This window comes from Escherichia coli DSM 30083 = JCM 1649 = ATCC 11775, from assembly GCF_003697165.2.
Lineage (GTDB): Bacteria > Pseudomonadota > Gammaproteobacteria > Enterobacterales > Enterobacteriaceae > Escherichia > Escherichia coli.
In genome coordinates this window covers 4,815,219-4,830,165 of the sequence record NZ_CP033092.2, presented here as the reverse complement: position 1 = coordinate 4,830,165, position 14,947 = coordinate 4,815,219, and the positions used below count along the sequence as shown (strand labels likewise).

General features: G+C 52.0%; 13 protein-coding genes. 10 read left to right on the top strand and 3 right to left on the bottom strand.

From position 1 onward, the window contains the following. Positions 1-143: 143 nt before the first annotated feature. On the top strand, positions 144-1,619 hold the full coding sequence (gene ilvC / locus EAS44_RS24690) for a ketol-acid reductoisomerase (RefSeq protein WP_001296589.1): 1,476 nt from the start codon (positions 144-146) through the stop codon (positions 1,617-1,619). Positions 1,620-1,664: 45 nt separating this feature from the next. Here the strand turns inward: ilvC and ppiC are convergent, their stop codons facing one another. Next, entirely contained in the window at positions 1,665-1,946 is a 282-nt protein-coding gene (gene ppiC, locus EAS44_RS24685; protein ID WP_001140251.1) for a peptidylprolyl isomerase PpiC, read from the bottom strand. Between the two features lie 86 nt (positions 1,947-2,032). On the opposite strand from ppiC, the gene rep reads away from it, so the two are divergent. Continuing rightward, positions 2,033-4,054 (top strand): DNA helicase Rep, encoded by a 2,022-nt coding sequence (gene rep, locus EAS44_RS24680; RefSeq protein WP_001238853.1) that lies wholly within the window; start codon positions 2,033-2,035, stop codon positions 4,052-4,054. Positions 4,055-4,100: 46 nt separating this feature from the next. On the opposite strand, the gene gppA is transcribed toward rep, so the two are convergent. Both gppA and rhlB read right to left on the bottom strand, forming a co-directional pair. Beyond that, entirely contained in the window at positions 4,101-5,585 is a 1,485-nt protein-coding gene (gene gppA, locus EAS44_RS24675) for a guanosine-5'-triphosphate,3'-diphosphate diphosphatase (protein WP_001314257.1), read from the bottom strand. A 135-nt stretch (positions 5,586-5,720) separates the two neighbouring features. After that, positions 5,721-6,986: an ATP-dependent RNA helicase RhlB gene (rhlB, locus tag EAS44_RS24670; protein ID WP_000047499.1), complete on the bottom strand. Its 1,266-nt coding sequence runs from the start codon at positions 6,984-6,986 to the stop codon at positions 5,721-5,723. A gap of 130 nt (positions 6,987-7,116) precedes the next feature. Here rhlB and trxA point away from each other — a divergent pair, with 130 nt between their 5' ends. The 8 genes from trxA (at position 7,117) to rffG (ending at position 14,945) form a co-directional block, all read left to right on the top strand. Further along, complete coding sequence (gene trxA / locus EAS44_RS24665; RefSeq protein ID WP_001280776.1) at positions 7,117-7,446, top strand: thioredoxin TrxA; 330 nt, start codon at positions 7,117-7,119, stop codon at positions 7,444-7,446. 140 nt (positions 7,447-7,586) lie between these two features. Beyond that, complete coding sequence (gene rhoL / locus EAS44_RS24660; RefSeq protein WP_001295255.1) at positions 7,587-7,688, top strand: rho operon leader peptide RhoL; 102 nt, start codon at positions 7,587-7,589, stop codon at positions 7,686-7,688. Between the two features lie 84 nt (positions 7,689-7,772). Then, a complete protein-coding gene (gene rho, locus EAS44_RS24655; RefSeq protein ID WP_001054527.1) occupies positions 7,773-9,032 on the top strand; it encodes a transcription termination factor Rho in 1,260 nt (419 codons plus the stop codon). 239 nt (positions 9,033-9,271) lie between these two features. Then, positions 9,272-10,375: a UDP-N-acetylglucosamine--undecaprenyl-phosphate N-acetylglucosaminephosphotransferase gene (gene wecA / locus EAS44_RS24650; protein WP_001050960.1), complete on the top strand. Its 1,104-nt coding sequence runs from the start codon at positions 9,272-9,274 to the stop codon at positions 10,373-10,375. Between the two features lie 11 nt (positions 10,376-10,386). After that, a complete protein-coding gene (wzzE, locus tag EAS44_RS24645) occupies positions 10,387-11,433 on the top strand; it encodes an ECA polysaccharide chain length modulation protein (RefSeq protein WP_001314258.1) in 1,047 nt (348 codons plus the stop codon). A 55-nt stretch (positions 11,434-11,488) separates the two neighbouring features. Beyond that, complete coding sequence (wecB, locus tag EAS44_RS24640) at positions 11,489-12,619, top strand: non-hydrolyzing UDP-N-acetylglucosamine 2-epimerase (RefSeq protein ID WP_000866674.1); 1,131 nt, start codon at positions 11,489-11,491, stop codon at positions 12,617-12,619. Further along, on the top strand, positions 12,616-13,878 hold the full coding sequence (gene wecC / locus EAS44_RS24635) for a UDP-N-acetyl-D-mannosamine dehydrogenase (RefSeq protein ID WP_000006614.1): 1,263 nt from the start codon (positions 12,616-12,618) through the stop codon (positions 13,876-13,878). Before wecB ends, wecC begins: the two co-directional genes overlap by 4 nt. Continuing rightward, positions 13,878-14,945, top strand: coding sequence for a dTDP-glucose 4,6-dehydratase (gene rffG / locus EAS44_RS24630; RefSeq protein ID WP_001226621.1), 1,068 nt, complete (start codon positions 13,878-13,880; stop codon positions 14,943-14,945). The genes wecC and rffG overlap by 1 nt, the downstream gene beginning before the upstream one ends. The last annotated feature ends 2 nt before the right edge of the window (positions 14,946-14,947 follow it).

Sequence of the window (14,947 nt, the reverse complement as noted above, 5' to 3'; positions counted from 1 at the left end):
AGCCCTTAATGTTGACGTTGCAGAAATTGCAATGTGACGTTGTGAATATATCAATTTCCGCAATAAATTTCCTGTCATATAGTGAATTCAATCTCGCAAACGCGAACCGAACAATAAGAAGCACAACATCACGAGGAATCACCATGGCTAACTACTTCAATACACTGAATCTGCGCCAGCAGTTGGCACAGCTGGGCAAATGTCGCTTTATGGGGCGCGATGAATTCGCCGATGGCGCGAGCTACCTTCAGGGTAAAAAAGTAGTCATCGTCGGCTGTGGTGCACAGGGTCTGAACCAGGGCCTGAACATGCGTGATTCTGGTCTCGATATCTCCTACGCTCTGCGTAAAGAAGCGATTGCCGAGAAGCGCGCATCCTGGCGTAAAGCGACCGAAAACGGCTTCAAAGTTGGCACTTACGAAGAACTGATCCCGCAGGCGGATCTGGTGGTTAACCTGACGCCAGACAAGCAGCACTCTGACGTAGTGCGTTCCGTTCAGCCGCTGATGAAAGACGGCGCGGCGCTGGGCTACTCTCATGGTTTCAATATCGTAGAAGTGGGTGAGCAGATCCGTAAAGACATCACCGTCGTAATGGTTGCGCCGAAATGCCCTGGCACCGAAGTACGTGAAGAGTACAAACGTGGATTCGGCGTACCGACGCTGATTGCCGTTCACCCGGAAAACGATCCGAAAGGCGAAGGCATGGCGATCGCTAAAGCATGGGCGGCTGCAACCGGCGGTCACCGTGCGGGCGTTCTGGAATCCTCTTTCGTTGCGGAAGTGAAATCTGACCTGATGGGCGAGCAAACCATCCTGTGCGGTATGTTGCAAGCTGGTTCTCTGCTGTGCTTCGACAAGCTGGTGGAAGAAGGCACCGATCCGGCATACGCAGAAAAACTGATTCAGTTCGGTTGGGAAACCATCACCGAAGCGCTGAAACAGGGCGGCATCACCCTGATGATGGACCGTCTTTCTAACCCGGCGAAACTGCGTGCTTACGCGCTCTCTGAGCAATTGAAAGAGATCATGGCGCCGCTGTTCCAGAAACATATGGACGACATCATCTCCGGCGAATTCTCCTCCGGCATGATGGCTGACTGGGCCAACGACGATAAGAAACTGCTGACCTGGCGTGAAGAGACTGGCAAAACCGCATTCGAAACCGCGCCGCAGTATGAAGGCAAAATCGGCGAACAGGAGTACTTCGATAAAGGCGTACTGATGATCGCGATGGTAAAAGCAGGCGTTGAGTTGGCGTTTGAAACCATGGTTGATTCCGGCATCATCGAAGAATCTGCTTACTATGAATCACTGCACGAACTGCCGCTGATTGCCAACACCATCGCCCGTAAGCGTCTGTACGAAATGAACGTGGTTATCTCCGATACTGCCGAGTACGGTAACTATCTGTTCTCTTACGCTTGTGTGCCGCTGCTGAAACCGTTTATGGCAGAGCTGCAACCGGGCGACCTGGGTAAAGCTATTCCGGAAGGTGCGGTAGATAACGCGCAACTGCGTGATGTAAATGAAGCGATTCGCAGCCATGCGATTGAGCAGGTAGGTAAGAAACTGCGCGGCTATATGACGGATATGAAACGTATTGCTGTTGCGGGTTAATAGCGATTCAGAGTTCAAGGCCTTCTCCCGGAGAAGGCCTTGCTGTTAGTTACGGTACAGCACCTTAATGATGTGGTAACCGAACTGGGTATGCAGCGGGCCGGTTGGCTCCAGTACCGGACAAGAGAAAACCACTTTATCGAACGCCGGAACCATTTGACCCTGGCGGAATTCACCCAAATCACCGCCGCGTTTGCCTGACGGGCAAATGGAGTGTTTCTTCGCCAGCTTGCCGAAATCGGCACCATTCTTGATCTGCTCGAGAAGATCCAGAGCCAGTTTCTCTTCTTTTACAAGGATATGCAGTGCTGCTGCTGTTTTTGCCATGATCGTGCCTTGAGTGGTAAGGATGAGGCTGGCTATACTACCACGCTGTTATTTTCCCCTCCCGACTTTCATTGAGCGATTTTCCTATGCGTCTAAACCCCGGCCAACAACAAGCTGTCGAATTCGTTACCGGCCCCTGCCTGGTGCTGGCGGGTGCGGGTTCCGGTAAGACGCGAGTGATCACCAATAAAATCGCTCACCTGATTCGCGGTTGCGGTTATCAGGCGCGGCATATTGCGGCAGTCACCTTTACCAACAAAGCGGCGCGCGAGATGAAAGAGCGTGTGGCGCAGACGCTGGGGCGCAAAGAGGCGCGAGGGTTGATGATCTCCACCTTCCACACGCTTGGGCTGGATATTATCAAGCGCGAATATGCGGCGTTGGGGATGAAGTCTAACTTTTCGCTGTTTGACGATACCGATCAGCTTGCTTTGCTTAAAGAGTTGACCGAGGGGCTGATTGAAGATGACAAAGTTCTCCTGCAACAGCTAATTTCGACCATCTCCAACTGGAAGAACGATCTCAAAACACCGGCGCAGGCGGCGGCAGAGGCAAAGGGCGAGCGGGACCGTATTTTTGCCCATTGTTATGGGCTGTATGATGCACACCTGAAAGCCTGTAACGTTCTCGACTTCGATGATCTGATTTTATTGCCAACGTTGCTGCTGCAACGCAATGAAGAAGTCCGCGAGCGCTGGCAGAACAAAATTCGCTACCTGCTGGTGGATGAGTATCAGGACACCAACACCAGCCAGTATGAACTGGTGAAACTGCTGGTGGGCAGCCGCGCGCGCTTTACCGTGGTGGGTGACGATGACCAGTCGATCTACTCCTGGCGCGGCGCACGTCCGCAGAATCTGGTGCTGCTGAGCCAGGATTTTCCGGCGCTGAAGGTGATTAAGCTTGAGCAGAACTACCGCTCTTCCGGACGTATTTTGAAAGCGGCGAACATCCTGATCGCCAATAACCCGCACGTCTTTGAAAAGCGTCTGTTCTCCGAACTGGGTTACGGCACAGAGCTAAAAGTTTTAAGCGCGAATAACGAGGAACATGAAGCCGAGCGCGTCACCGGCGAGCTGATCGCCCATCACTTCGTCAATAAAACGCAGTACAAAGATTACGCCATTCTTTATCGCGGCAACCATCAGTCGCGGGTATTTGAAAAATTCCTGATGCAAAACCGCATCCCGTACAAAATATCTGGCGGTACGTCGTTTTTCTCTCGTCCTGAAATCAAGGACTTGCTGGCTTATCTGCGCGTGCTGACTAACCCGGACGATGACAGCGCATTTCTGCGTATCGTTAACACGCCGAAGCGAGAGATTGGCCCGGCGACGCTGAAAAAGCTAGGTGAATGGGCGATGACGCGCAATAAAAGCATGTTTACCGCCAGCTTTGATATGGGCCTGAGTCAGACCCTGAGCGGACGTGGTTATGAAGCATTGACCCGCTTCACTCACTGGTTGGCGGAAATCCAGCGTCTGGCGGAGCGGGAGCCGATTGCCGCGGTGCGTGATCTGATCCACGGCATGGATTATGAATCCTGGCTGTACGAAACATCGCCCAGCCCGAAAGCCGCCGAAATGCGCATGAAGAACGTCAACCAACTGTTTAGCTGGATGACGGAGATGCTCGAAGGCAGCGAACTGGATGAGCCGATGACGCTCACCCAGGTGGTGACGCGCTTTACTTTGCGCGACATGATGGAGCGCGGCGAGAGCGAGGAAGAGCTGGATCAGGTGCAACTGATGACTCTGCACGCGTCGAAAGGGCTGGAGTTTCCCTATGTCTACATGGTTGGTATGGAAGAAGGGTTTTTGCCCCACCAGAGCAGCATCGATGAAGACAATATTGATGAGGAGCGGCGGCTGGCCTATGTCGGCATTACCCGCGCCCAGAAGGAATTGACCTTTACGCTGTGTAAAGAACGCCGTCAGTACGGCGAACTGGTGCGCCCGGAGCCGAGCCGCTTCCTGCTGGAGCTGCCGCAGGATGATTTGATTTGGGAACAGGAGCGCAAAGTGGTCAGCGCCGAAGAACGGATGCAGAAAGGGCAAAGCCATCTGGCGAATCTGAAAGCGATGATGGCGGCAAAACGAGGGAAATAATCAAGGCCGGAAAAGATGTGTCAGCATCGCATCCGGCACTTACTCATTAATGCACTTCCAGCGGCCAGTGGACATAGCTCTGCCACTGGCTTTCCTGATCAATAATCTCTTTACCCAGCGGATGTTGGGTTAGCCAACCTTGCGGAAGCGTCAAGGTCAACAGTTCATGGTTAGCCTGTAATGTCATCTCTGGCACGAGATCGTCACGGCGACGGCTGGCAAAAATGATAGCCAGGCGGAGTAAACGGCAGAGTTGTTCTGCGACGCGCGGTGGTACGGCATTTTGCTGATGCAGCGATGAGAGATCGACCGGATTAGTCTGGTTGAGCAGTAGCGTCGCCAGCAGTTTTTTCTGTGCGGGGGTAAAACCGGGAAGATCTAGGTTACGCACCAGATAAGCAGCGTGTTGCGGCGCTTGTTTGAAGTCAACGCTCAGGCCGATTTCATGAAGCTGACAGGCGCTGATGAGCAAATCGCGGCTTATTGCTTCAAGATGCCATTCATTTTCCACCTGATCGAAGAAGTTAGCCGCAACCTTGGCTACGCGCTGTGCCTGATCAATATCGATCATAAAGCGGCGCTGAATATTACGCAGCGTACGGCTGCGAATATCCTGCTCGACGGTAAGATGCAACATACCGTAGACCAGGCCTTCACGCAGCGCACCGCCCGCCAGGGTCATACACTGAATATTCAGTTCGGTAAAAATGGCTATCAGGATCGCCAGACCACTCGGGAACACTAACGCACGTTCCAGCGTCAGCCCGTCAATCTCTAGCTCTTCCAGCCGACCGCAATGAATGGCGCGTTGTTTCAGTTGCTGCAACTTTTCCAGGGTAATGCGTTCATCCATCCCCTGTGCCATCATGATTTCCTGTAACGCCTGCACGGTGCCGGAAGCGCCAACGCACACTTTCCAGCCGTGATACCGTAATTCATCGGCAACCGGACGTAACACTTCGCGTGCCGCTTTTTCTGCAGCATCAAAATTTTCCTGCCCCAGATTACGATCGGCAAAATAGCGTTCCAGCCAGGTAACGCAGCCCATCGACAGGCTGAACAAAGAGGTGGTTTGTGCACCCGTGCCGGTTACCAGTTCAGTACTGGCTCCGCCGATATCCACCACCAGGCGCTGATCGGCACCGCCAGTGGTGTGAGCAACGCCCTGATAAATCAGACGCGCTTCCTCTTCACCGCTGATCACCTGTACCGGACAACCGAGGATTTCCTGCGCTTTGGCAATAAAATCACCCGCATTGACGGCAAGTCGTAATGTCGCCGTAGCGACAACGCGAATTTGCGAGGGAGGGATATCTTGCAGACGTTCAGCAAACAGGCGCAGACATTGCCAACCGCGCTCCATTGCTTCATTAGACAGGGCATTTTCGCTATTCAGGCCGGCAGCCAGACGCACTTTGCGTTTTATTCGCGTCAGCGTCTGGATGCTTCCAGCCACCTCGCGCACAACCAGCATATGAAAACTATTCGAACCGAGATCAATGGCTGCATACAGCGACGAGGTGGAACCCATACTCTTCATCCTTCAATCTGTCTCTGCGTTGGCTGCATTCCTTCACCTGAATCACTTACGACAGTAAGCGCATCGGGATTCATTCTCTTGCCATCTTGATACAGCTTGAGTGATTTGGAGTATGACATTTTTTCTTTAACCTGAACGACGACGATTACGCGGAGCGCCAGTACGACGCGGACCATTGCCTGTGCGCGGGCGCGTGAGGCGCAGCGGTTTTGGCAGATCGGTCATCAATGCGTCCGGATTGTATTTACTTACCGGAATTGAGTGACCAATATAGGTCTCAATAGCAGGCAAATTCAATGCATACTCTTCACACGCCAGGCTAATAGAGTGACCGCTTGCGCCTGCGCGACCTGTTCGACCAATACGGTGAACGTAATCTTCACAGTCATCGGGTAAATCGTAGTTAAAGACGTGTGTCACAGCAGGAATATGCAAACCACGCGCGGCAACGTCGGTGGCAACCAGAATATCCAGATCCCCACGGGTAAATTCATCAAGAATACGCAGACGTTTTTTCTGCGCGACATCGCCTGTCAATAAACCGACACGATGACCATCTGCCGCCAGGTGGCCCCAGATCTCTTCACAACGGTGTTTGGTGTTGGCGAAAATAATCGCTCTGTCTGGCCACTCTTCTTCGATCAGCGTTTGCAGCAAACGCATTTTTTCTTCGTTAGAAGGGTAGAAAAGCTCTTCTTTAATACGATGGCCCGTTTTCTGTTCCGGTTCCACTTCAATATATTCGGCATTGTTCATCTGCTCGAACGCCAGTTCACGTACCCGGTACGAAAGCGTGGCGGAGAACAGCATGTTGAGGCGCTGGTTTGCAGGCGGCATACGGCGGAACAGCCAGCGGATATCTTTAATAAAGCCCAGATCGTACATGCGATCGGCTTCGTCCAGTACCACCACCTGAATGGCACCGAGGTTAATGTGGTTCTGCTTGGCGTAGTCAATTAAACGACCCGTGGTGCCAATCAGAATGTCAACGCCGCTTTCCAGCACTTTCAGCTGTTTGTCGTAGCCATCACCACCGTAAGCCAGACCCAGCTTCAGGCCAGTAGCTTCCGCCAGTGGTTCCGCGTCGGCATGGATCTGCACGGCAAGTTCACGCGTCGGTGCCATAATTAAGGCACGCGGTTGATTCACCTTGCGATCGGCAATCGCGGGATGAGAGAGAAGATAATGAAACGTTGACGTAAGAAACGCCATCGTTTTCCCGGTACCGGTTTGCGCCTGCCCGGCTACGTCACGACCCGCCAGCGTCAGCGGAAGGGCCAGTGCCTGAATGGGCGTACAGTTATGAAACCCTTTTTTTTCAAGGGCTTCTACAACCTTCGGATGCAGGGCGAAGTCGGAAAACTTCTGTTCTGTTAAATGTGTTTTGCTCATAGTGTGGTAGAATATCAGCTTACTATTGCTTTACGAAAGCGTATCCGGTGAAATAAAGTCAACCTTTAGTTGGTTAATGTTACACCAACAACGAAACCAACACGCCAGGCTTATTCCTGTGGAGTTATATATGAGCGATAAAATTATTCACCTGACTGACGACAGTTTTGACACGGATGTACTCAAAGCGGACGGGGCGATCCTCGTCGATTTCTGGGCAGAGTGGTGCGGTCCGTGCAAAATGATCGCCCCGATTCTGGATGAAATCGCTGACGAATATCAGGGCAAACTGACCGTTGCAAAACTGAACATCGATCAAAACCCTGGCACTGCGCCGAAATATGGCATCCGTGGTATCCCGACTCTGCTGCTGTTCAAAAACGGTGAAGTGGCGGCAACCAAAGTGGGCGCACTGTCTAAAGGTCAGTTGAAAGAGTTCCTCGACGCTAACCTGGCGTAAGGGAATTTCATGTTCGGGTGCCCCGTCGCTAAAAACTGGACGCCCGGCGTGAGTCATGCTAACTTAGTGTTGACTTCGTATTAAACATACCTTATTAAGTTTGAATCTTGTAATTTCCAACGCTTCCCGTTTTATCTTAAATGCGAAGTGAACAGATTTCTGGCTCGTCACTCAATCCGTCTTGTCGTTTCAGTTCTGCGTACTCTCCTGTGACCAGGCAGCGAAAAGACATGAGTCGATGACCGTAAACAGGCATGGATGATCCTGCCATACCATTCACAACATTAAGTTCGAGATTTACCCCAAGTTTAAGAACTCACACCACTATGAATCTTACCGAATTAAAGAATACGCCGGTTTCTGAGCTGATCACTCTCGGCGAAAATATGGGGCTGGAAAACCTGGCTCGTATGCGTAAGCAGGACATTATTTTTGCCATCCTGAAGCAGCACGCAAAGAGTGGCGAAGATATCTTTGGTGATGGCGTACTGGAGATATTGCAGGATGGATTTGGTTTCCTCCGTTCCGCAGACAGCTCCTACCTCGCCGGTCCTGATGACATCTACGTTTCCCCTAGCCAAATCCGCCGTTTCAACCTCCGCACTGGTGATACCATCTCTGGTAAGATTCGCCCGCCGAAAGAAGGTGAACGCTATTTTGCGCTGCTGAAAGTTAACGAAGTTAACTTCGACAAACCTGAAAACGCCCGCAACAAAATCCTCTTTGAGAACTTAACCCCGCTGCACGCAAACTCTCGTCTGCGTATGGAACGTGGTAACGGTTCTACGGAAGATTTAACCGCTCGCGTACTGGATCTGGCATCACCTATCGGTCGTGGTCAGCGTGGTCTGATTGTGGCACCGCCGAAAGCCGGTAAAACCATGCTGCTGCAGAACATTGCTCAGAGCATTGCTTACAACCACCCGGATTGTGTGCTGATGGTTCTGCTGATCGACGAACGTCCGGAAGAAGTAACCGAGATGCAGCGTCTGGTAAAAGGTGAAGTTGTTGCTTCTACCTTTGACGAACCCGCATCTCGCCACGTTCAGGTTGCGGAAATGGTGATCGAGAAGGCGAAACGCCTGGTTGAGCACAAGAAAGACGTTATCATTCTGCTCGACTCCATCACTCGTCTGGCGCGCGCTTACAACACCGTTGTTCCGGCGTCAGGTAAAGTGTTGACCGGTGGTGTGGACGCCAACGCCCTGCATCGTCCGAAACGCTTCTTCGGTGCGGCGCGTAACGTGGAAGAGGGCGGCAGCCTGACCATTATCGCGACGGCGCTTATCGATACCGGTTCTAAAATGGACGAAGTTATCTACGAAGAGTTTAAAGGTACAGGCAACATGGAACTGCACCTCTCTCGTAAGATCGCTGAAAAACGCGTCTTCCCGGCTATCGACTACAACCGTTCCGGTACCCGTAAAGAAGAGCTGCTCACGACTCAGGAAGAACTGCAGAAAATGTGGATCCTGCGCAAAATCATTCACCCGATGGGCGAAATCGATGCAATGGAATTCCTCATTAATAAACTGGCAATGACCAAGACCAATGACGATTTCTTCGAAATGATGAAACGCTCATAAATTTGTCTTATGCCAAAAACGCCACGTGTTTACGTGGCGTTTTGCTTTTATATCTGTAATCTTAATGCCGCGCTGGCGATGTTAGGAAAATTCCTGGATTTTGCTGGTGTGTTATGCAATTTGCATATCAAGTAGTTAATTTTCGCATAGTGCTGGTAGGTTCGGAACGGACTTTCCTTTCTGAATAAAGGTCTTCGTGGTTATACTTCTGCTAATAATTTTCTCTGAGAGCATGCATTGTGAATTTACTGACAGTGAGTACTGATCTCATCAGTATTTTTTTATTCACGACACTGTTTCTGTTTTTTGCCCGTAAGGTGGCAAAAAAAGTCGGTTTAGTGGATAAACCAAACTTCCGCAAACGTCACCAGGGATTGATACCTCTCGTTGGGGGGATTTCGGTTTACGCAGGGATTTGCTTCACGTTCGGAATTGTCGATTACTATATTCCGCATGCATCTCTCTATCTCGCTTGTGCTGGTGTGCTTGTTTTCATTGGCGCGCTGGATGACCGTTTTGATATCAGCGTAAAAATCCGTGCCACCATACAGGCCGCTGTTGGCATTGTTATGATGGTGTTCGGCAAACTTTATCTCAGTAGCCTGGGTTATATCTTTGGCTCCTGGGAGATGGTGCTCGGACCGTTTGGTTACTTCCTGACGCTATTTGCCGTCTGGGCGGCCATTAATGCGTTCAACATGGTTGATGGCATTGATGGCTTGCTGGGCGGGTTGTCCTGCGTCTCGTTTGCAGCAATCGGTATGATTTTGTGGTTCGACGGGCAAACCAGTCTCGCAATCTGGTGCTTTGCGATGATCGCCGCCATCCTGCCATACATCATGCTTAACCTTGGTATCCTGGGTCGCCGCTACAAAGTCTTTATGGGGGATGCGGGCAGTACGCTGATTGGTTTTACCGTTATCTGGATCCTGCTCGAAACGACCCAGGGCAAAACTCATCCCATCAGCCCGGTTACCGCTTTGTGGATAATCGCCATTCCGCTAATGGATATGGTGGCGATTATGTACCGTCGCCTGCGTAAAGGCATGAGCCCATTCTCTCCAGACCGTCAGCATATTCACCATTTGATCATGCGTGCCGGGTTTACTTCCCGCCAGGCGTTTGTGCTGATTACCCTTGCCGCAGCACTGCTCGCTTCCATTGGCGTGCTGGCAGAATATTCTCATTTTGTCCCGGAGTGGGTCATGCTGGTGCTCTTTTTGCTAGCATTCTTCCTCTATGGATATTGCATTAAGCGTGCCTGGAAAGTTGCTCGCTTTATTAAGCGCGTAAAACGCAGACTGCGTAGAAATCGTGGTGGCAGCCCCAATTTAACCAAATAAATGAGGATGTGATGACACAACCAATGCCTGGGAAACCGGCCGAAGACGCTGAAAATGAACTGGATATTCGTGGGTTGTTTCGTACCTTGTGGGCTGGGAAGCTGTGGATTATTGGCATGGGGCTGGCGTTTGCGTTAATCGCGCTGGCGTATACTTTTTTTGCTCGCCAGGAGTGGAGCTCGACAGCGATTACCGATCGTCCAACGGTGAATATGCTGGGGGGATATTACTCACAGCAGCAATTTTTGCGTAACCTGGATGTCCGTTCAAACATGGCTTCTGCCGACCAACCATCGGTCATGGACGAAGCCTATAAAGAGTTTGTTATGCAACTGGCCTCGTGGGATACCCGCAGAGAGTTCTGGCTGCAAACCGACTATTACAAACAGCGGATGGTGGGCAATAGCAAAGCCGATGCGGCGTTGCTGGATGAAATGATTAACAACATCGTGTTTATTCCCGGTGACTTTACCCGCGCGGTCAATGACAGCGTGAAGCTTATTGCCGAAACCGCGCCTGACGCTAATAACCTGTTACGTCAGTATGTTGCTTTTGCCAGCCAGCGTGCAGCCAGCCATCTGAATGATGAGCTGAAAGGCGCATGGGCGGCACGCACCATCCAGATGAAAGCTCAGGTGAAGCGTCAGGAAGAGGTGGCGAAAGCCATCTACGATCGCCGGATGAACAGTATTGAACAGGCGCTGAAAATTGCTGAGCAGCATAATATTTCGCGCAGTGCGACAGATGTGCCTGCCGAGGAATTACCTGATTCAGAAATGTTCCTGCTTGGGCGTCCAATGCTCCAGGCTCGACTGGAAAATTTACAGGCCGTCGGTCCGGCCTTTGATCTCGACTATGATCAAAATCGGGCCATGTTAAACACCCTGAATGTTGGTCCAACCCTGGATCCGCGTTTTCAGACCTATCGCTATTTGCGTACGCCGGAAGAACCGGTAAAACGCGATAGCCCACGTCGTGCCTTCCTGATGATTATGTGGGGCATTGTCGGGGGGCTGATCGGGGCTGGTGTCGCATTAACCCGCCGTTGCTCGAAATAGCAACACTGCTGCGGTGAGCGCAAAGGCGCTCGCCGCTTATTCGAAGAGAATCGATGTGAAAGTACTGACTGTATTTGGTACGCGCCCGGAAGCCATCAAGATGGCACCGTTGGTGCATGCGTTGGCAAAAGATCCTTTTTTTGAGGCTAAAGTTTGCGTCACTGCGCAGCATCGGGAGATGCTCGATCAGGTGCTGAAACTCTTTTCCATTGTACCTGACTACGATCTCAACATAATGCAGCCAGGACAGGGCCTTACAGAGATAACCTGTCGGATTCTGGAAGGGCTAAAACCTATTCTTGCCGAGTTCAAACCAGACGTCGTGCTGGTTCACGGCGATACTACTACAACGCTGGCAACCAGCCTGGCGGCGTTTTATCAGCGTATTCCAGTTGGTCACGTTGAGGCAGGTCTGCGCACGGGCGATCTCTATTCGCCGTGGCCGGAAGAGGCTAACCGTACATTGACCGGGCATCTGGCGATGTATCACTTCTCTCCAACCGAAACTTCCCGGCAAAACTTGCTGCGTGAAAACGTTGCTGACAGCCGAATCTTCATTACCGGTAATACTGTCATCGATGCACTGTTATGGGTGCGTGACCAGGTGATGAGCAGCGATACGCTGCGTTCAGAACTGGCGGCAAATTACCCGTTTATCGACCCCGATAAAAAGATGATTCTGGTGACCGGTCACAGGCGTGAGAGCTTCGGTCGTGGCTTTGAAGAAATCTGCCAGGCGCTGGCAGACATCGCCACCACGCACCAGGACATCCAGATTGTCTATCCGGTGCATCTCAACCCGAACGTCAGAGAGCCGGTCAATCGCATTCTGGGGCATGTGAAAAATGTCATTCTGATCGATCCCCAGGAGTATTTACCGTTTGTCTGGCTGATGAACCACGCTTGGCTGATTTTGACCGACTCAGGCGGCATTCAGGAAGAAGCGCCTTCGCTGGGGAAACCGGTGCTGGTGATGCGCGATACCACTGAGCGTCCGGAAGCGGTGACAGCGGGGACGGTGCGTCTGGTCGGCACGGATAAGCAGCGAATTGTCGAGGAAGTGACGCGTCTTTTAAAAGACGAAAACGAATATCAAGCTATGAGCCGCGCCCATAACCCGTATGGTGATGGTCAGGCATGCTCTCGCATTCTGGAAGCGTTAAAAAATAATCGGATATCACTATGAGTTTTGCGACCATTTCTGTTATCGGACTGGGTTACATCGGGCTGCCTACAGCAGCTGCGTTTGCCTCAAGGCAAAAACAGGTGATTGGTGTCGATATCAACCAACACGCGGTTGATACCATCAATCGTGGCGAAATCCATATCGTCGAGCCTGATTTGGCGAGCGTAGTAAAAACTGCCGTAGAAGGCGGTTTTTTACGAGCGAGCACGACGCCAGTTGAAGCGGATGCCTGGTTGATTGCTGTACCCACGCCGTTTAAAGGCGATCATGAGCCAGATATGACCTACGTTGAATCGGCTGCTCGCTCCATCGCGCCAGTGCTGAAAAAAGGCGCGTTGGTGATCCTTGAATCCACCTCGCCGGTGGGGTCAACCGAGAAGATGGCAGAATGGTTAGCAGAGATGCGTCCAGATCTCACTTTCCCACAGCAGGTGGGCGAGTTGGCGGACGTCAACATTGCTTACTGCCCGGAACGCGTATTACCGGGCCAGGTTATGGTCGAGCTGATTAAAAACGATCGCGTGATTGGTGGTATGACGCCGGTTTGTTCGGCCCGCGCCAGCGAACTGTACAAAATTTTCCTCGAAGGTGAGTGTGTCGTCACTAACTCGCGGACGGCAGAAATGTGTAAGCTCACCGAAAACAGCTTCCGCGATGTGAATATCGCTTTTGCTAATGAATTGTCGCTGATTTGTGCCGATCAGGGGATTAACGTCTGGGAACTGATTCGCCTGGCGAATCGTCACCCTCGCGTCAATATTCTTCAGCCAGGCCCTGGCGTGGGCGGTCACTGCATCGCTGTTGATCCGTGGTTTATCGTGGCACAGAACCCCCAGCAGGCGCGGCTTATCCGTACCGCGCGCGAAGTGAACGATCACAAACCGTTCTGGGTTATCGATCAGGTGAAAGCGGCGGTGGCTGATTGTCTGGCTGCTACCGATAAACGCGTCAGTGAACTGAAAATCGCCTGCTTTGGTCTGGCGTTTAAACCGAATATTGATGACCTGCGCGAAAGTCCGGCAATGGAAATCGCTGAACTGATCGCCCAGTGGCACAGCGGCGAAACGCTGGTTGTTGAGCCTAACATCCACGAGTTGCCGAAGAAACTGACCGGGCTTTGTACTCTGGCGCAGCTTGACGAGGCGCTGGCAACGGCAGATGTGCTGGTGATGCTGGTCGATCATAGTCAGTTCAAAGTTATCAATGGCGACAACGTCCATCAGCAGTATGTCGTCGATGCCAAAGGAGTCTGGCGCTGATGAGAAAGATTCTGATAACAGGTGGTGCCGGGTTTATTGGCTCGGCGCTGGTGCGTTATATCATCAACGAAACGAGCGACGCGGTGGTGGTGGTCGATAAGCTGACCTACGCCGGAAACCTGATGTCGCTGGCACCGGTCGCGCAAAGCGAGCGCTTTGCCTTTGAGAAAGTTGATATCTGCGATCGGGCAGAACTGGCGCGCGTATTCACTGAGTATCAGCCAGACTGTGTCATGCATCTGGCAGCCGAAAGCCATGTTGACCGTTCTATTGACGGCCCGGCAGCGTTTATTGAAACCAACATTGTCGGGACTTATACACTGCTTGAAGCGGCGCGGGCTTACTGGACTGCGCTGACGGAAGATAAAAAATCAGCGTTCCGTTTTCATCATATCTCCACCGACGAAGTATATGGTGACCTGCACTCGACGGATGATTTCTTCACCGAAACCACGCCGTATGCGCCGAGTAGCCCTTATTCCGCGTCAAAAGCCAGCAGCGACCATCTGGTGCGCGCCTGGCTGCGGACCTATGGTCTGCCGACGCTTATCACCAACTGCTCGAATAACTACGGTCCTTACCACTTTCCGGAAAAACTGATCCCGCTGATGATCCTCAACGCGCTGGCGGGTAAACCGCTGCCGGTATATGGCAACGGGCAGCAAATCCGTGACTGGCTGTATGTTGAAGATCACGCCCGCGCGCTGTATTGCGCGGCGACCACCGGGAAAGTCGGTGAAACCTATAATATTGGTGGTCACAACGAGCGTAAGAATCTCGATGTTGTGGAAACCATTTGCGAGCTGCTGGAAGAACTGGCTCCGAATAAGCCGCACGGCGTGGCGCACTATCGTGACCTGATCACCTTTGTCGCTGACCGTCCGGGGCATGATCTGCGTTATGCCATTGATGCTTCGAAAATTGCCCGTGAACTTGGCTGGCTGCCGCAGGAAACCTTTGAAAGTGGAATGCGTAAAACGGTGCAGTGGTATCTGGCTAATGAAAGCTGGTGGAAGCAGGTGCAGGACGGCAGCTATCAGGGCGAGCGTTTAGGTCTGAAAGGCTAATT